The sequence below is a fragment of the Roseovarius maritimus genome (assembly GCF_043355895.2).
Taxonomy (GTDB): Bacteria; Pseudomonadota; Alphaproteobacteria; order Rhodobacterales; family Rhodobacteraceae; genus Roseovarius; species Roseovarius maritimus.
This window is the reverse complement of the sequence record NZ_JBHFPF020000004.1, coordinates 63680-80564: the sequence shown is the minus strand read 5'-3', so window position 1 is coordinate 80564 and position 16885 is coordinate 63680. Positions and strand designations below refer to the sequence as shown.

14 protein-coding genes and 1 pseudogene are annotated in these 16885 nt (G+C 61.6%); 6 read left to right on the top strand and 9 right to left on the bottom strand.

The annotated features are described in order from the left end of the window. Positions 1 to 129: 129 nt before the first annotated feature. The 3 genes and pseudogenes from glpD to glpK all read left to right on the top strand — a co-directional run bounded on the left by glpD (position 130) and on the right by glpK (position 4363). The gene (gene glpD, locus ACEWPM_RS09945; RefSeq protein WP_393962156.1) at positions 130 to 1725 is read left to right on the top strand and encodes a glycerol-3-phosphate dehydrogenase; all 1596 of its coding nucleotides are present in this window, start codon (positions 130 to 132) and stop codon (positions 1723 to 1725) included. Positions 1726 to 1984: 259 nt separating this feature from the next. Beyond that, positions 1985 to 2776, top strand: a pseudogene (locus ACEWPM_RS09940) (DDE-type integrase/transposase/recombinase); the annotation flags it as partial. A gap of 87 nt (positions 2777 to 2863) precedes the next feature. Continuing rightward, on the top strand, positions 2864 to 4363 hold the full coding sequence (gene glpK / locus ACEWPM_RS09935) for a glycerol kinase GlpK (protein ID WP_393962157.1): 1500 nt from the start codon (positions 2864 to 2866) through the stop codon (positions 4361 to 4363). Between the two features lie 21 nt (positions 4364 to 4384). Here glpK and ACEWPM_RS09930 read toward each other — a convergent pair whose 3' ends face one another. The 8 genes from ACEWPM_RS09930 to ubiA all read right to left on the bottom strand — a co-directional run bounded on the left by ACEWPM_RS09930 (position 4385) and on the right by ubiA (position 13649). Beyond that, the gene (locus ACEWPM_RS09930) at positions 4385 to 5443 is read right to left on the bottom strand and encodes a flagellar basal body P-ring protein FlgI (RefSeq protein WP_393962215.1); all 1059 of its coding nucleotides are present in this window, start codon (positions 5441 to 5443) and stop codon (positions 4385 to 4387) included. Between the two features lie 53 nt (positions 5444 to 5496). Continuing rightward, entirely contained in the window at positions 5497 to 6507 is a 1011-nt protein-coding gene (locus tag ACEWPM_RS09925) for a flagellin (RefSeq protein ID WP_393962158.1), read from the bottom strand. Continuing rightward, complete coding sequence (flgK, locus tag ACEWPM_RS09920) at positions 6507 to 7961, bottom strand: flagellar hook-associated protein FlgK (protein ID WP_393962159.1); 1455 nt, start codon at positions 7959 to 7961, stop codon at positions 6507 to 6509. The genes ACEWPM_RS09925 and flgK overlap by 1 nt, the downstream gene beginning before the upstream one ends. A gap of 65 nt (positions 7962 to 8026) precedes the next feature. Beyond that, positions 8027 to 9331 carry a flagellar hook protein FlgE gene (locus tag ACEWPM_RS09915; protein ID WP_393962160.1) on the bottom strand — a complete coding sequence of 435 codons (1305 nt, stop codon included), beginning with the start codon at positions 9329 to 9331 and terminating at the stop codon, positions 8027 to 8029. A 117-nt stretch (positions 9332 to 9448) separates the two neighbouring features. Next, positions 9449 to 10276, bottom strand: a complete 828-nt coding sequence (locus tag ACEWPM_RS09910) for a flagellar motor protein MotB (RefSeq protein ID WP_393962161.1) — start codon at positions 10274 to 10276, stop codon at positions 9449 to 9451. 113 nt (positions 10277 to 10389) lie between these two features. Continuing rightward, entirely contained in the window at positions 10390 to 10713 is a 324-nt protein-coding gene (locus ACEWPM_RS09905; RefSeq protein WP_393962162.1) for a hypothetical protein, read from the bottom strand. Continuing rightward, positions 10700 to 12616 (bottom strand): OmpA family protein, encoded by a 1917-nt coding sequence (locus ACEWPM_RS09900; RefSeq protein ID WP_393962163.1) that lies wholly within the window; start codon positions 12614 to 12616, stop codon positions 10700 to 10702. Before ACEWPM_RS09900 ends, ACEWPM_RS09905 begins: the two co-directional genes overlap by 14 nt. 61 nt (positions 12617 to 12677) lie before the next feature. Next, complete coding sequence (ubiA, locus tag ACEWPM_RS09895; RefSeq protein WP_393962164.1) at positions 12678 to 13649, bottom strand: 4-hydroxybenzoate octaprenyltransferase; 972 nt, start codon at positions 13647 to 13649, stop codon at positions 12678 to 12680. 12 nt (positions 13650 to 13661) lie between these two features. Here ubiA and ACEWPM_RS09890 point away from each other — a divergent pair, with 12 nt between their 5' ends. The 3 genes from ACEWPM_RS09890 (at position 13662) to ACEWPM_RS09880 (ending at position 16362) form a co-directional block, all read left to right on the top strand. Next, positions 13662 to 14387 (top strand): 16S rRNA (uracil(1498)-N(3))-methyltransferase, encoded by a 726-nt coding sequence (locus tag ACEWPM_RS09890; protein ID WP_393962165.1) that lies wholly within the window; start codon positions 13662 to 13664, stop codon positions 14385 to 14387. Continuing rightward, complete coding sequence (locus tag ACEWPM_RS09885) at positions 14384 to 14914, top strand: hypothetical protein (protein WP_393962166.1); 531 nt, start codon at positions 14384 to 14386, stop codon at positions 14912 to 14914. Before ACEWPM_RS09890 ends, ACEWPM_RS09885 begins: the two co-directional genes overlap by 4 nt. A gap of 77 nt (positions 14915 to 14991) precedes the next feature. After that, the gene (locus ACEWPM_RS09880) at positions 14992 to 16362 is read left to right on the top strand and encodes a glutamate--cysteine ligase (protein ID WP_393962167.1); all 1371 of its coding nucleotides are present in this window, start codon (positions 14992 to 14994) and stop codon (positions 16360 to 16362) included. A gap of 6 nt (positions 16363 to 16368) precedes the next feature. Here ACEWPM_RS09880 and ACEWPM_RS09875 read toward each other — a convergent pair whose 3' ends face one another. Continuing rightward, positions 16369 to 16842 (bottom strand): flavin reductase family protein, encoded by a 474-nt coding sequence (locus ACEWPM_RS09875; protein WP_393962168.1) that lies wholly within the window; start codon positions 16840 to 16842, stop codon positions 16369 to 16371. Positions 16843 to 16885: the final 43 nt, after the last annotated feature.

Below are 16885 nucleotides of genomic sequence, written 5' to 3'. Positions count from 1 at the left end.
AGCCTATCCACTTTTCAGGAAACCGCCACCAAAAATAGAACAAGAAGGAAAGCAGGATATGTTCTTTTTGCGGCGTTTTGCTAATGTGTGCGCGAGGCGCGAAAGCACCTTTAGATGGGAGAGTCAAATATGCCGCACGATGACGATGTTCAGGATCTGCTTGTGATTGGCGGCGGCATCAACGGGTGCGGCGTCGCGCGAGATGCGGCAGGGCGCGGTCTTCGCGTGATGCTCGCCGAGATGTCGGATCTGGCCTCGGCGACCTCCTCGGCCTCAACCAAGCTTTTCCATGGCGGATTGCGATATCTGGAATATTTCGAGTTTCGCCTCGTCCGCGAAAGCTTGATCGAGCGTGAAACCCTCCTTCGTGCCATGCCACATATTTCCTGGCCCATGCGGTTTGTCCTTCCTTATCATAAGGAGATGCGGTTCGAGAGTGACACACCGACGTCCCGGCTCCTGAGTATCGCAATGCCGTGGATGAAGGGTCGGCGCCCGGCATGGCTGATCCGCTTGGGACTGTTCCTCTATGATCACCTTGGCGGCCGCAAGATATTGCCCGGCACCTCGACGCTGGATCTCACCTCCTCTGCCGAGGGCCGCCCCCTGCAACAGCGGTTTACCAAGGCATATGAGTATTCTGACTGCTGGGTCGAGGATTCGCGGCTGGTCGTGCTGAATGCCCGCGATGCCGAAGCGCGCGGCGCGACCATTCTTACCCGGACTCGCGTTATCTCGGCGCAGCAAGAGAAGGGCATCTGGGCCGTCACGCTGCAGGATACCGCCACGGGCGAGATCCGATTGATCTACGCGCGCATCATCGTCAACGCAGGCGGTCCTTGGGTCGGCGACGTGATCCGCGACGCGATCCATTCGCGCAGCAAGGATAGCGTGCGGCTTGTCCGCGGCAGCCATATCGTCACCCGCCGCCTCTTTGACCACGATAAAAGCTATTTTTTCCAAGGCACCGACGGGCGCATCATGTTCGCCATTCCGTACGAGACAGATTTCACGCTGATCGGCACCACCGATCAGGAGCACGAAGACCCAGAGATACCGCCCGTCTGCACTCCCGCTGAGCAGGCCTACATGATCGATTTCGTGAACGCCTACCTAAAAACCCCCATTACCGTCGATGATGTGGTCTGGAGCTATTCCGGCGTGCGTCCGCTTTATGATGATGGCGCCTCTTCAGCCACCGCTGCCACGCGCGACTATACCCTCAAAGTTGATCGCAGCGCAGGCGCACCCGTCATCAACATCTTCGGCGGCAAGATCACGACTTATCGTCGTCTTGCCGAAGGCGTGATGGATCTGGTTGCGGTCGAAATGGACGAGGTGCCACCGAAATGGACCGCCGGCGTGCCTCTACCCGGCGGGGACTTCGCCGTTGCGGACGTCGAAGCCCAGATTTCACGACTGATTGGGAAATACCCGTTTCTGAGCGGTTCTTGGGCAAGGCGATTGATCCGCGCCTATGGCACCGAAGCACACGAAATTCTCCAGGGCGCGCAATGCAAGTCGGACCTGGGCGAGGATTTCGGCGCCACTCTGACCTCCGCCGAGGTCGACTGGCAGATGTCATACGAATATGCCTGCAGCGCCGAGGACATCCTGTGGCGCCGAACCAAACTGGGCCTTCGCTTTAAGGCGGCGCAGATAGATGCACTGCAAAGATACATGGCAGGGCGCCTATCACGTAACGCGGACCCGATGAATGGATGAAAATCAACCTCGCTTGTTTGAGGGGGCGCTCCGTTTGAAAAGTGGAGCCGGTATCCCAAGACATTTTTCATTTGGTCGCATATGAGCGCTTGGGACCACCGACTAAGAGCTAAGCAGAACGTCCTCCAGCGTGCATATAAACTGAGATACCCTTAATTTTGTAGACGCTCTGCTTGGTAGTTTTGGAAGCCAAGGAGGCGCGAGGATCTCATCGCAAAATCGGTTTACGAACGAGTTCAAAAGGGATGCTGTGGCGTAAATTGGTGATTGTGGCTACCCGGTCAGCGAGGTGGCCGAGCGGCCCGGTGTGAGCGCCGACTCGCTCGGCATATGGAAGGCTGGGTTATCGAAGCCCGCCAAAGTCCATAATGCGGAGGCTGATTGGGCGGTTGAGCTCGGCCGGCTGAAAAAGAAGCTCGCCCGTGTCACCGAGGAGCGCGACATCTTGAAAAGGCCACAGCATACTTCGCGCGAGAGTTGCGTTGAAGCATGGTTTCGTTTGTCACCCCGCTAGGCATCGTTGAGGCAACGTTCCGAAACGGGCAAGCGTGCCGACGATCGGCGCGATCAAGGCGAGATACGTTTGAAGAACCCTGAAGGCTGGCTCTATCTCTCTGTCGTGATCAACCTTTTCTCGTACCGTAGCGTCGGGTAATCGGCTCAATCGCGGGTGACGACCGACTTGGCATTGCAAGCGCTGCTGGCCGCCGGCTAATGTCGCAAGCCCAAACACCAGGTCATCGTGCATTCGGACCAGGGATCGCAGTTCATGTTCCGCGAATGGCAATTGTTTCTGCGTCAGCGCAATCTGGATGCCAGTATGAGCTGCGTAAGAATTATCATGACAACGCGGTAGCCGAGAGTTTCTTTTCAGCTCTTGAAACAGGACCGGGTCCGGCGACGGACATAAATAACACGCTAGGCCGCATAGCAGGACGTGTTCGAATGCGTAGAAATATTCTACAATCCGAATCGAAGGCACACGACCAATGGCATGCTGTCGCCCGTTGACTTCGAGATCAGACGGCAGACACTGAAGAAGGCGGGCGTCAAGGAAACCAGGAGCACCTTAGCCCTTAGTTCAGCGACCGCGTCTTGCGGCGCCCCTGAAATTCTGCATCCGTAGCTTCGAGGCTCCATGACCTACATCCTCGCGATCGACCAAGGCACCACCTCCAGCCGCGCCATTCTATTTGACAAGGCGCTGCAGGTGACCGCTGTCGCCCAGGAGGAATATCCGCAACTATACCCGCAGTCCGGCTGGGTCGAACACGACCCCTCCGATTTGTGGTCGACCGTCGCCGGCACGTGCCGGCAGGTGATCGAGCGTGCCGGCATCACCGCAGGCAAAATCGCCGCCATCGGCATCACTAATCAGCGTGAGACGACAGTGGTCTGGGATCGCAAGACCGGCGCGCCGGTCCATAACGCCATTGTCTGGCAGGACAGACGCACGGCAGCGATTTGCGAAGCGCTGCGCGAAGCCGGCCATGAGCCTATGGTGAGCGCGCGGACGGGACTTCTACTGGATCCCTATTTTTCCGGAACCAAGATTAAATGGATACTCGACAACGTCGAGGGTGCCCGCGCCAAGGCCAAGTCGGGTGATCTGCTTTTCGGCACGGTCGACAGCTACCTGATCTGGAAGGCAACGGACGGTATCGCGCATGTCACCGATGCCACGAATGCCGCGCGCACCCTTCTCTATGATATCCATGAAGGTCGGTGGAGTCAGACGATCTGCGACCTCTTGGACATTCCCATGGGGGTGCTGCCCGAGGTTCGCGACTGCTCGGCTGATTTTGGCGTCACGCGAAAAGATTTGTTCGGCCGGCCAATCCCCATCTACGGCGTTGCCGGCGATCAACAGGCTGCCACCATCGGGCAGGCTTGCTTTGAACCAGGTATGCTGAAATCGACCTATGGGACCGGGTGCTTTGCCCTCCTGAACACGGGGACCACGCCTGTGAAATCAAGCAATCGTCTCCTGACCACCATTGGCTACCAGTTGAACGGGCAAACCACATATGCGCTTGAGGGATCCATCTTCGTTGCCGGGGCTGTCGTTCAATGGCTTCGCGATGGCCTCAAGATGATCCGCGCCGCCAGTGAAACCCAGCCATTGGCACAGAGTGCGGATCCGAACCAGAATGTAGTGCTCGTTCCCGCCTTTACCGGCCTTGGGGCACCTTACTGGAACGCCGATTGCCGAGGCGCGATTTTCGGCCTGTCGCGCAATTCCGGACCTGCGGAATTGGCCCGAGCGGCGCTCGAGTCGGTGGGATACCAGACACGCGATCTTCTGGAGGCCATGCATCTGGACTGGGGTGCGTCAACCGATGGCGGCGGCAAGGCTGCAACCTTGCGCGTCGATGGCGGAATGAGCGCCTCTGACTGGACCATGCAGTTCCTCTCGGACATCATCGGCGCGTCGGTTGACCGGCCCGCAACGCTTGAGACTACGGCGATGGGTGCTGCTTGGCTGGCGGGCCAGCGTGCCGGACTTTACCCGGAGCAGGAGGGCTTCGCCCGCATGTGGACCCTGGAACGCACATTCACGCCGAAGATGCCGGAGCCGATCAGAGACACCAAGTACCAGGCCTGGCGGCGCGCTGTCGCAGCGGCGCAGGCCTTCTGAGGGAAGTATCGGCGACCAGGCTCACCGCACCACGAACTCCGCATGAAGGGCCCCGGCCGCCTTGATGCTTTTCAGTATATCGATCATGTCTCGCGGCGCGACGCCGAGCGCAATGAGCCCTGCGACCACCTCGGAAAGGGTTGTGCCGGGCGGCACCTCGGCCAGACCAATGCCGGGCTCTTCATTAATTTCGGCGGCGGTACGCGGGACAATGACAGTCTCGCCTTCTGCAAACGGGTTGGGCTGGACGGCGATGGGTGTCTCGTCGACACGCAGAGTCAAATTGCCTTGGGAGACAGCAATCCGGCTGATCCGCACGTCCTGGCCAATCACGATCGTCCCAGAGCGCTGATCCACGACGACTCGCGCCTTCCGTTCGGGTTCGACCAGCAAATTCTCGATTTGCGCCAAGGCGTGAGCCGGGGAGGGCGCACGTGTGCGCGCGATATCCAGTTGAACCGTGCCGCTGTCAAGCATGACCGCGACGGCCCTACCAAAGCTGCCATTGATGACGCTTTCAATCCGCCCGGCCGTGGTAAAATCGGGCTCCCTCAAAGCCAGTCTGAGCTGATCGAGCGAGTTCAGCTCGAAAGCGATCTCGCGCTCGACCCGCGCCCCTGACGGAATGGTCCCGGAGGTAGGGACGCCTTGCACAACCGTCGCCGCATCGCCTTTGGCCGCAGCCCCGCCCGCGATAATCGTGCCTTGCGCCACTGCATAAATCTGGCCATCAGCCGCGTTAAGAGGGGTCATGACCAGCGTGCCGCCAAGAAGACTGTCTGCGTCTCCGATAGCAGACACAGTGACATCAATCTGTCCTCCTGCACGCGCGAATGGTGGCAGACTCGCGGTCACGAGGACGGCCGCCACGTTCTTGGGGCGAAACTGCTCGCCCGCGACGTTGACCCCCAAGCGTTCGAGGATATTCGACATGATTTCCTCGGTAAAGGGCGCGTTTCTCAGACCGTCGCCCGTCCCGTTAAGACCGACAACCAGACCGTAACCGACCAGGTCATTGCCGCGCACACCGTCAAACTCAACCAAGTCCTTGATCCGAATTGGGCTGGACGCGACCGGCATCGCAAATGTCAGGGTCAGCGAAAAGAAGCAGACAAACCATTGGACCACATGTTTCACAGGAAGTTCACCAAGCTAAGGCGCGAGGATCGCGCTGTGAGCGTATAAATCATCTCGAGTCGCAATTGCGCTTGTTCGAGAGCACTGGCGGTTTCGAATGGATCGACAGCCAATAAATCATTGCGGGCGATTTTCAGGGACGACTGCTCGGCCGCGTTGCGCGTCATGGATTGATCTATGCGCTCTTCCGCCGTGCCAAGATCGGCTCGTAATCCGATCAGCTCGTCGACGCCAACAGACATCGCGGTCCCCGAAGCGCGCATGAGGGTCATGCGCTCATCATCACTCAGCGCGAGCGTGTTGTCTCCGGAGAGTGCAGCCATAACTGTGTTTTTTAACGCCGTCCGTATCTGCGTGTCGTCAGCTCTGATCGCAAGGCTGACTTCTTCGCCATTCCCAAGACGGTGGGGCGAAAGATCATCCGTTCCTCCGAGGTAAATCATCGTCTCGAAACCGCCTCCCGCGGAATCGAAAAAACCATCGAGGGCGGCCATCACGGCGCTTGCATCTGTGGATCCCGCTACCGCGAGCCGCGCCGCGTCCATGATCTGCGCCGAGCTTGCAAGCGGCGCCGTCCTCACAGAACTACCTGCGAAAACCGCACGGCCGGCGACGGTAGTATTGAGTGCCGAAACCATAGTGCCAAGGACCTCCTGTGCACCGTTCGAGACGACGCCAAGTGCCGCTCCTCCGCCGGTGAATCCGGTCTGCATGGCTTGTCCGGCCAAACCCGTCATTTGAATCTGAACTATTTCCAGAGCGCTTTGCATCATCGCGGCCTGCGTGGAAGCCAAGGTGCCGGCGGTACGATACGCCTGCTTCAACGCCAGCTGCGTCTCCATATCCGCCAACTGCCCGAAGCTGCCGCCGAGATGCTGCGAGACATTGGAGGTCTTCCCGGAAGAAAGCTCTTTCGTCAACCGCATGACATCCGACTCGGCCGACGCACTTTGGCGGCGGATGGAGATCGATTGTGCAAGATCGCCTATCGCATGAAACATCATCATCAAATTCCCAGTAGCGTTTGCATCATCTCATCAAGAGTCTGAATCATACGGGCATTCGCGGTATAGGCTTTCTCGATCAGCAGAAGGCGGGCGGTTTCGTCGTCAGAATTGACACCGTCGGCAGCCAACCTTTCGCCCAGGCCGGACTGGCGTACAGCTGCAAAACTGACGGCGCGGCCTTCTGCCAGAGCACTCTGTGCAAGTTGAGAGACCATGCTGCCGACATGCTGCGATAACGATCCAACGCCCCCCCCAAGATCACCGGAGGCCATCGTGCCGCGTGCTGACAGCGCATCGCTCAGCCCCTGCAGGATCGCCGCATTGCCCGTCGGGCCGGCAACCGTTGCGGCCAAACCATCGCGCAGCTTGGCTGGATCGCCGCCCTGCGCCAGATCGACCGCCGCGTTCAGCGTCATCCGGCCTGCTATACCTACCTCATCTGCGGGAGCAAAACGTGCGCCCGAATCAGTGAACAGACCGGCATCCGTGCTGGCGACCGTGGTATCCCAAGCCGGATCCTGAAAACGCTCGATCATGTCCCGCGCCAACGCATCGATTTGCCGTTGCGTATCGACCGCAAGCGAGTCGCGCACCTCGAACAGAGCTGAAAGACGCCCCCCCGCGACGGGACTGCGCATGCCCGATGGAGTAACCTCCCTGCCATTCAGTTGGAGCCCAGAGAGCAAACCGTTTTCGAGGGTCATGTGCGGCGCGATGACGTTGGAGCGCGTGAAGTCCAGCTTCATACTTGAGCTGTCGACCAGGAGCGCACCGGCTGGTGTCATCAGTGCAACGGCGCCATCGTCGCGCGGCACCTCTCGAACCGGCACCATTTCCGCGACACGATCAATGACGACTTGTCGATGGTCAAGCAGGCCGGACGCATCCGCGCCTTTGCGCTGCGCATCCTGGATTTGGATATTGAGCTTGTGAACCTGCTCAAGATCAGCGTTCAGAGCTTTGACGGCGAGAGATATCTCTTCTTCGGCGCGCATGCGCTGGGATTGAATATCGCCGGATATGTCGTTGAAAGCCGTGCTAACCTCCGCCGCGCGCAGGCTGACCTGCTGCAGTCGGTCGGTTGCCTCGGGTTGACTGGCCGCGGTGACGAGAGATGCCTCCAGCGCAGCGATCCGCGCCGAGAGCGAGCCCGTCTCCCCCGGCGTGCCGGTGCTGGTCTGCACTTCTTGCAAGAATTGTGCGCGGGTCTGTGTATGCGCCACTTCACTATCGGCAAGCCGGCGATCAGACAGGACGGCGCCATCGACGTGCCGTGTGATGCCAGTGACGCGCACGCCTCCAAGTCCGGCATATCCGTTGGGCGAAAGTTCAAGTTCCCGCCGCCCGTATCCATCCGTCTGCATATTTGCCAGGTTGGCCGACACCACCCCCGCGGCGCGCGAGTTCGCGGCCAGACCGGACAGGGCGCTAGAGAGGGCGGAGGAGATGCTCATCGGGATGACTTTCTATCAAGATTGGAGAGCCGGGCGCAGGACCTGAGCCCGGGAAACACGGCCTATCAGCGCTTGATGTTGGTGGTTTCCTGCAGCATTTCGTCGACGGTCTGAATGACCTTCGCATTTGACGAATAGGCGCGCTGGGTCTGGATCATGTCAGTCAATTCGCCCGCCACGTCGGTTGCGCTTTCCTCCCGAGCAAAGGCCACCACGTCCCCTGTCGGTCCTTCGCCCGCATTCCACAGGAAGAACGAGCCGCTATCCGGGGAAGGCATATAGGTCTGCTGATCCATCGACACGAGTCCGTTCGGGTTAGGCAGGTCGACAAGGGGAACCTGATAGATGACGCGGGTGATGCCGGTGTCATAGGACGCGTGGACGAAGCCGTTTTCATCCACCTCGGCGGCCGTCATGTTGCCCACGGGCGAACCATCCTTTGAGATCGACAGCGGAGCAAAACTGTCCGAAAGCTGTGTCACCCCGTCGGGTGATCCCAGTTCGCCGATGTTCACTTCGATCGGGCCGCCCGCGACGGTCACGATCAGCGAGCCCGTCGCCGCGTCGTAGGCACCTCCGGCACCTGCCGAAGCCACGCCCAGAAGTGTGCCGCCGGACGCGCGCGAATCATCAAAGTTCAACGTGTATTCACCGATAACGGCGTCACCTTGTGCTGAATCCCGCAGCGTCATTGTCCATTCATTGGAATTTCCGGCCCCCGGGATGGTTGGCGCAAATTCGATCTGCACAGTCTCGGACTTGCCCAGATTGTCGAAATATTCGATCGACAATTGCTGCGAAGCGCCATCGGACTCTGCGTTCGTTTCCGTAGCTGGCAGGTTGAGACCAAGGTTGATCGACGTGGTCGGTTCTCCGGTCAACTGGTTCACGTTGATGCGCACAGGCTCAAGCCCATCCGCGGTGTCGCGCGGAAATTCGGGCACGGTCCCGTCCGGATTGGCGGGCCAGCCAAGCAGGACAAGGCCGCTCTCGGTCTTGAGGATGCCGTCGGCATCTGTGCGAAAAGATCCCGTCGTGGTCAGCAGCATCTGTTGACCGCCATTGCCCAGAGCGACCTCGCTGGCGCGCGCCACGGGCAGCATCCCGCGGCCTCGCACCGCCAGATCCGTCGCGTTGGATGTCGTGGTGAGCGAGCCGCCCTGGTCGATCAAACGCTGCGTCGACGACCGCACTCCACCAGCAGAATAGCTTCCGCCCGATCCGCTGATGACCATCGATTGGAAATCCGTCTCGACCCGCTTGTAGCCGTAAGTCGCCGAGTTGGCGATATTGTCCGAAATAGCCGCCAAGCGGTTTGCGTTCGCGGCAAGCGCCGCGACACCCGCATTGAGCGAAGAAGAGATTGTCATGGATACGCCTTTCTGCTGCATCGACTTTCATCGGTGACCAGACTTACGCGCGCTCCTTTAACATCCGCCTAACAGATAAAATCCAATTTAATCCGTCCCGCAGTTTTCGCAGGATCTTCAGCTTGGCCTGCGCAAGAAGACCATCTTGACCCGATTGTTTCGCACGGCCATCGGATTTCGTACCGCAGGGTCCCGGTCTGCATGGCCGGTCACACGCGACACTCGCTCCGGCGCAAAGCCGCTATTCATCAATAGCCCCCGCATGACCTGCGCCCTCTCGGTCGAGATGTCCCAGGCCCGGTTTTCCCTGAGGACAACCGGCGCGGCGCGCAGATGCGCCTCAACCGCGACGGGATTGGTGACCATCCCGCCGACGTCCACCAGCAGATCCGCCAGTTGCCGTAATGTCGATGTCGCGTTCGCTCCGCCCTCGTCGAAGAGTGGCGCGTCCGCGATATCGAACAACTCGACCACTAGCCCCTCGTCGGTCACGCGGGTGATGATGTGCCGCTTCAATTCCGGCGAAACCATGCTCTCACCATTGGTCGCAGTAAGAGTTTGGTCGATCTTTTTCTGCAGATCCTGCAGGTCCGTATCCACCCCCGTCCGACCACGCGCCATATGCGATTCGGTGGCGCGCATTGCCGATGCGCCAAAGCCCTCACTGGACAAGGTATCCTCGGACATGACGCTTTCGCCGCCAAAATGTCCGTCGCCGCCGCCCGAGATGCGGCTGATTGGCACGACCGGACTGAAATAGTCCGCTAGGCCCTTGCGTTGTTTTTCCGTTGTCGCGTTCAGCAGCCACATCAACAGAAAGAATGCCATCATCGCCGTGACAAAGTCCGCATACGCGACCTTCCAGGCACCGCCATGATGCCCGCCCCCAGCGACGATTTTCTTTCTCTTGATGATGACTGGCGCCGCATTGCCTCGCGCGCTCATCTCACCACCTCTTGTCTCACCCGAGACCAGAGATATCAGTCCGGCTCTTACCGCGCCGTTAACACTTCAACTTGTAACGGTTTTGGTCGGCCAGGATGCGGAAAAGATCAGCTTCAGCCTTGTTCACGCTCGATATGGGCGCGCATGTGCTCGGCCTCCTGCCGCGCCTCGCGCAGCCCGTCCATCGTGGCGGCGAGCTCGGCCTCGGTCTGGACCAGCTGATTGGTCAGCTCCGCCTCGCGCTGCTGCAGATAGGTGATCGCCTGATCGCGCGTCTCCTCGGCCTCGTGCAATTCTTGCGCCATGCGGTCCAGCTCGCCGACATCGGAGTGAGAGACGCGGATGAACCTGTGAACCAGCCAATTGGCGAACCAGCCAAGCGCGAAGGCAACGAAGAGGATGATCGCCGTGGCGATGATAAACTCAGTTCTGTTCATCGCCCGAGCCTTCTGCCGCTTCACCTGTCTGCGTCTCTTCCTGCCCCTCTTCCTCGGAGCTTTCAAGCCCCGAGTTGTCCGGATCGGGCGCGGGTTCGGCCTTGATCAGCTTGAACTCGATGCGCCGATTGGCCTCGCGGCCCTCCTCGCTGTCATTTCCGGCGATGGGTTGGCTCTCGCCATAGCCCCTGGCGGTAAAGCTTGAGGTCAGCACCCGTCGAGCGCGCAGCGCGTCGAGGACGGCATTGGCGCGGCCCTGGCTCAGTTCTTCGTTCATCTCCTCGCGGCCCTGGCTATCGGTGTGGCCGCCGATCTCGATCTGGATCTCGCCGCATTTCCCCAAGATATCGGCGATGTCATTCATGATCGCCGCGCCATTGCCGTCGATATTGGCCGAGCCTGGCTCGAAATTGATCTTGCGCTGATCCTGAATGGCAGCGATCTGCGCGACGCATTCCTCGGGTGTCGGCAGGCCTGCCACCGGATCAAGCGCCTCTTTATAATCAACGTCGATACTGAACTGCGCCGCTTCGCCCAGCTTGTCCGCCAGAAGGCCTGCGATCTGGGCGCCCGCCTCCTTGCGGCCGGTCTGGCCGGTAACGGTCAAATCGGTCGGCGTGACAACAACCGCCCCTTGCGCCAGAAACCCCAGCGCCTCCAGTCCGGTCAGGACACGCACGGGCCATTCCGCCGGCAGCCCCTCGACCACGCGCGCCCGGTTATAGACCGCGTCCGAGCGGAATCGCGCCTTGGCAAAGCTGTCGACCGTGTCGCGCAGGCGCTGGCTGCCCAGCTTGCCGCGGAGCTGAACCAGACCTTCGGGCGACAGGGTGGCGACGAACTCGGGGATGATCGGTGCGCCTTCGGTCTCGGGCGGGGGCAGAACGGCATGGAGGGCAAAGACATCAGGCAAATCGCTGTTAAGACCACCGACGACGTCGTCGAACTTGCCCTCGGGCGTGCCCTGAGCCGCAATCAGCGCGATATCGGCATCGGCGAAGGTGATGCTGCCGCCGCCCAGCTCGCCCAGCGCCTTGATGGCCAGCGCACCGGCCTTGCCCCATTCGGGCGTCGGCACACCAAGGCCGATGGTGCAATCGGCCTCGCCTTCAAGGCCGGCGGCGCGCGCCGCTTCGATGAGGCGGCGCTGCGCCTCGGGTGTATCGGCAGAACAGGCATCAAAGCGTGCGACGCCGTCCTCGATCAGAAAGCGCAGCGTGAACGGCGTGATCACCGGGCGCGGTGCCGAGACATCGACAGACACGCGCAGTCCCGATGGCACCCGGCGCTGCAGGCTTTGCTCCAGCGCGATTTTCTCTTCGGGGCTGTCGGCCATGGTGATGATCGCCACCCGCCCTGCATCGACAGAGATCTTGGCGCGCGGCAACTGGCCCAGCGCGCGCACAGCATAGCTGACGGCCGCATTCCAGCCGCTGGCAACTGGGTAGTCAGCGGCCTCCAGTAGATCGGTCACCTCGGCGCCGTCCGCCGCGTCCTGCAATTCCTCGAGAAACTCCTCGCGATCCATCTCGGCCGGAATGAGGCCGATCAGTGAAATGCCGTGATCGTTTCGCAATATCTCGACCGAAAAGCGCGGCGGCGCGATCTCAGCGCTGTCCTCGACCAGCATCTGGTCGATCACGCGCGCCGCATCCACGATGCGCCCCGCAACACTCAGCGCGGTAAACCTCTTGGCCTCGCTCGGGGCGACGCCCGCCAGGAACACCTGCAGGCCATCGGCATCCACCTCGGTCCAGGTCATGCCTTCCTTGTCCAGCTCGCTGCGCACGGTGTGGCGAGCGTTGTCTTCGATCACACGCACAGAGAACCCGGCGGCAACAAGGGAGAGGATCGCGGCAAGGAAGAACGTTCCGGCAATCGCGAATATGGAAGAAAGGCGCATGAACGGCCCGATCATTGTGAAACCTGAGCCTTTGTTTATGCCTCCGCCCCCCGTAATTCAATCACAGCAGCAGCGCGACGGCGAAAAACGGCAAGGGTAAAAAGCCCGCATCCCGGTTGGACCGAAAGAGGGTCAAAAGGCCCTGCATGTCCTGTGTATCAAGGCGCGTCATCTGCCACAGCAGATGCAGCCCCAGCGCCCATGGCCCCAGAAGTGCGACCAATAGCGCCATCGGATCGCCGCCCTTCGCCGCCAGAATCACCGCCACAGACATCAGCGTCACGGTGGCCACCAGAAACCGGCGCAGCCATATGGGCGAGCGGTCGCCAAAAAGGCGCGCGGTGGATTTCACCCCGATCAGCGCGTCATCCTCGGCATCCTGATAGGCATAGATGGTGTCATAGAACAAAGTCCACGCGATGCCCGCGAGGTAGAGGATCACCGCAGGCCATTCCAGCCGCCCGGTATGGGCCGTCCATGCCAGAAGAGCGCCCCAGTTAAACGCAATTCCAAGGAAAACCTGCGGCCACCATGTGAACCGCTTGGCAAAGGGATAGACCGCAACAGGCGCTAGCGCGAGGATGCCAAGGCCGATGGCCATGGCCGGAAAGGTCAGCAGGATCAGAAAGGCGATCAGCGCCTGCAGCGTCAGCCAGACCATCGCCCCCATCACGCTGACCTGACCCGACGGGATGGGCCGCGAGGCGGTGCGCGCGACGCTGCCGTCGATATGCCGGTCGGTGATGTCATTCCATGTGCAGCCCGCGCCGCGCATCAGAAAGGCACCAATCGCGCAACCGCCAAAGATCCACAGATCGAACCAGCGCGCCTGCCCGTCATGCAGCATGGCCAGCACGAGACCCCACCAGCAGGGCAGCAGCAAAAGCCACGTGCCGATGGGCCGGTCCGCCCGGCTCAGCCGCAGGAAAGGTCTTATGGGAGCGGGGGCATAGCGGTCCACCCAATTGCCGCGCACGGAATCCGCGACAGAATCGCTCGCGGTGCCCTCTGGTCTCGTATCGCCGTCAGTCATATGGTGCGCCCCATGAATACCGCCAAGATCAGATTGTATGTAGAGCAGCCACTGGGGCCGGGGCAAACGGTTCGTCTGGACCAGGGGCAGGCCCATTACCTTTTCGGGGTGATGCGGCAGGGCATCGGCGCGCCCGTCGCGCTTTTCAACGGGCGGGATGGCGAATGGCTGGCCGAGGTCAGCGAGGCCGGGAAAAAGGCGGGCGCGCTGGAGTGCCGCGATCAAACCCGCCCCTTGCAGATGCCGCCCGACCTTTGGCTGCTTTTCGCGCCGATCAAGAAGGCCCGCACCGATTTCATCGTCGAAAAGGCGGCCGAAATGGGTGCCGCGCGCATCTGCCCCGTGCAGACCGACTTCACCAATTCCGAGCGGATCCGGCAGGACCGCCTGCAAGCCCACGCCGTTGAGGCCGCCGAGCAATGCGGCGGCACCTTCGTGCCGCCCGTCGATGATCTAGCCAAGCTGGGCACGCTGCTCGACGGCTGGGATCCCGCCCGCCGCATCATGTTCTGCGACGAGGCGCTGGCAGGCGGCGGCGCGCTGGACCTACCTAAAGGCGCTGGCCCCTGGGCCATCCTCATCGGCCCCGAGGGCGGCTTTTCCGAGGCCGAGCGCGCGCGCCTCGCCAACCTTCCCTACGCCCATGCCGCCCGCCTTGGGCCCCGCATCCTGCGCGCCGATACCGCCGCCGTCGCCGCGCTGACCCTATGGCAAAGCGCGATGGGCGACTGGGCATGAGCCGCTTCATGCGCCCCGAGGCGATGCAATCCCTCAGCCGTTGGCAGGGCGTCCTGATCAGCCTCGGCATCATCGCCATCGGCGTCATGGTCGCGCTTGGCAGCTATGGCATCACCTTCTGGCTGGGCTGCGCCATTGCATTGCTGGGCGCCGTGTCCCTGATCGCCGCGGCACAGCGCATGCGCTTTGCGGGTGGCGCGGGCGGGCCGGGCGTGGTGGAGATCGACGAGGGCGCGATCGGCTATTTCGGCCCGCTGGGCGGCGGGGTCATCGCGCGCTCGGAAATGACGGCGCTGGCGCTGGACCGCACGGGGCAGCCCGCGCATTGGGCGCTTAGCCAGCCAGGGCAGGACGATGTCATGATCCCCCTGACGGCCAGCGGGGCGGATGCACTTTTCGACGTTTTTGCCGCACTGCCGGGCATGAAGACCGAGCGGATGCTGGCCGAAATGCGCCGCAAGGATGCGGGCCGGACCCTGTTGTGGCGGCGCCCCGGCACCGCCGCGCCGCATCTGCGCCTCACCTGAACTTGCGCGGCGCGGGTTGACACCCCCTTGCCCGCGCGCCACCTACTGGGTTCTGAAATTCAGCGGAGGCTCTGCCAATGTCCATTCCACAATCCGGCGGCGGGCCGATCGAGAACCACAGCCAATTGGCCGAATATCTCGAGGCTGGAAACAAGCCCAAGGAAGACTGGCGCATCGGCACCGAGCACGAGAAGTTCGGCTATTGCAAGGACACGCACCAGCCTATCCCATATCACGGTGAGCGCAGCGTTTTGGCCGTGCTTGAGGGTCTGCGCGACGCGCATGGATGGGCGCCCGTCACCGAGGACGGAAACCTGATCGGGCTGGAAAAGGACGGCGCGAATGTCTCGCTTGAGCCGGGCGGTCAGCTGGAGCTCTCGGGCGCCCCGCTTGAGACGATCCACGCCACCTGCGATGAGGTGAACAGCCATCTGCGCGAGGTCAAGGATGTGGCCGACCGCGTCGGCGTCGGCTTCATCGGCCTTGGGGCCGCGCCCGAATGGATGCATGAGGACATGCCGCTCATGCCCAAGGGCCGCTACAAGCTGATGGACAGCTACATGCAGAAGGTCGGCACGATGGGCCGGGTCATGATGCGCCGCACCTGCACCGTGCAGGTTAATCTGGATTTTTCGTCCGAGGCCGACATGGTCAAGAAATTTCGCGTCGCGCTGGCGCTGCAGCCGGTGGCGACCGCGCTTTTCGCCAATTCGCCCTTCTTCGAGGGCAAGCCGAACGGCCACAAATCCTGGCGTAGCCGCGTCTGGCGTGATCTCGATCCGGACCGCACCGGAATGCTGCCCTTCGTCTTCGAGGATGGGATGGGCTTCGAGCGTTATGTGGATTACGCGCTCGATGTGCCGATGTATTTCGTCTACCGCGACGGCAAATACGTGGACGCGCTGGGCCAGTCCTTTCGCGACTTCCTGCACGGCGAGCTTCCCGCTCTACCCGGCGAAAAGCCGACCCTGTCTGACTGGGCCGATCACCTGACCACCATCTTTCCCGAGGCGCGGATCAAGAAATTCATGGAGATGCGCGGCGCCGATGGCGGCCCGTGGCGCCGCCTTTGCGCCCTGCCTGCCTTCTGGACCGGCATCATGTATGACTCAGGCAGCCTTGATGCCGCATGGGATCTGGTGAAGGGTTGGAGCGCCGAGCAGCGCGAGGCCCTGCGCGTCGCGGCCAGCGTCGATGCGCTGCAAGCCAAGACCGATGGGATCGACATGCATGATCTGGCGCAGGAAGTGCTGAACATCTCCGAGGCCGGACTAAAGGCCCGCGCGCGCCCCGGCGCCGAAGGCCTCATCCCGGACGAGACGCATTTCCTCAACGCCCTGCGCGAAAGCATCCAGTCAGGCCAGACGCCCGCGGATGAGCTTCTGGATCGTTATCACGGTGAGTGGAACGGCGATCTCAGCCGAATTTACGGCGAATACTCCTACTGACCGCACTCAGATCGTGATGAACTCGCCCCGGTGATAGCCGAGGGCGGGGCCATCACTGATGGCGGTTTCCAGAACCTCGCCGATCAGGATCACATGATCGCCGGCCTCCACCAGCTTGTGCTGCGCGCAGATCAGCGTGGCGAGCGTGCCGTTCAGCAGCGGCACGTCATGGGTGCCGGCATACCAGTCGGCCTTTGCGAACTTGTCATCGCGGTGCGAGGCAAAGAGCACGCCCATATCCTTTTGCGCGCCCCCGAGGATGTTGACCGCAAAATGCGGCGCCGCGCGAAAGGCGGGGCCGCTATGCGCGTTGTTCCCGATGCAGACCAGCACCAGGGGCGGCTCAAGCGATACCGAGCTGAAGGAATTGGCCGTAAAGCCGCGCGGCGTGCCATCGGCCTCGCGGGTGGTCAGCACTGTGACGCCGGTGGCAAACCGGCCAAAGGCAGCACGCAGCGCGCGGGTATCTGTAACGGTCATGAACGCTCCGGCAAGTGTCGGTGATTAGATAGGGCGCGCGCCG

Excerpts from the sequence above, each read along its gene's own strand:
- ACEWPM_RS09880 (WP_393962167.1), top strand. The coding sequence starts at position 14,992 with ATGTCCATTCCACAATCCGGCGGCGGGCCGATCGAGAACCACAGCCAA.
- ACEWPM_RS09910 (WP_393962161.1), bottom strand. The coding sequence starts at position 10,276 with ATGAGCGCGCGAGGCAATGCGGCGCCAGTCATCATCAAGAGAAAGAAA.
- ACEWPM_RS09890 (WP_393962165.1), top strand. The coding sequence starts at position 13,662 with ATGAATACCGCCAAGATCAGATTGTATGTAGAGCAGCCACTGGGGCCG.
- ACEWPM_RS09875 (WP_393962168.1), bottom strand. The coding sequence starts at position 16,842 with ATGACCGTTACAGATACCCGCGCGCTGCGTGCTGCCTTTGGCCGGTTT.
- ACEWPM_RS09900 (WP_393962163.1), bottom strand. The coding sequence starts at position 12,616 with ATGCGCCTTTCTTCCATATTCGCGATTGCCGGAACGTTCTTCCTTGCC.
- glpD (WP_393962156.1), top strand. The coding sequence starts at position 130 with ATGCCGCACGATGACGATGTTCAGGATCTGCTTGTGATTGGCGGCGGC.
- ACEWPM_RS09925 (WP_393962158.1), bottom strand. The coding sequence starts at position 6,507 with ATGATGATGTTTCATGCGATAGGCGATCTTGCACAATCGATCTCCATC.
- ACEWPM_RS09885 (WP_393962166.1), top strand. The coding sequence starts at position 14,384 with ATGAGCCGCTTCATGCGCCCCGAGGCGATGCAATCCCTCAGCCGTTGG.
- glpK (WP_393962157.1), top strand. The coding sequence starts at position 2,864 with ATGACCTACATCCTCGCGATCGACCAAGGCACCACCTCCAGCCGCGCC.
- ACEWPM_RS09930 (WP_393962215.1), bottom strand. The coding sequence starts at position 5,443 with ATGCCGGTCGCGTCCAGCCCAATTCGGATCAAGGACTTGGTTGAGTTT.
- ACEWPM_RS09905 (WP_393962162.1), bottom strand. The coding sequence starts at position 10,713 with ATGAACAGAACTGAGTTTATCATCGCCACGGCGATCATCCTCTTCGTT.
- ubiA (WP_393962164.1), bottom strand. The coding sequence starts at position 13,649 with ATGACTGACGGCGATACGAGACCAGAGGGCACCGCGAGCGATTCTGTC.
- flgK (WP_393962159.1), bottom strand. The coding sequence starts at position 7,961 with ATGAGCATCTCCTCCGCCCTCTCTAGCGCCCTGTCCGGTCTGGCCGCG.
- ACEWPM_RS09915 (WP_393962160.1), bottom strand. The coding sequence starts at position 9,331 with ATGACAATCTCTTCTTCGCTCAATGCGGGTGTCGCGGCGCTTGCCGCG.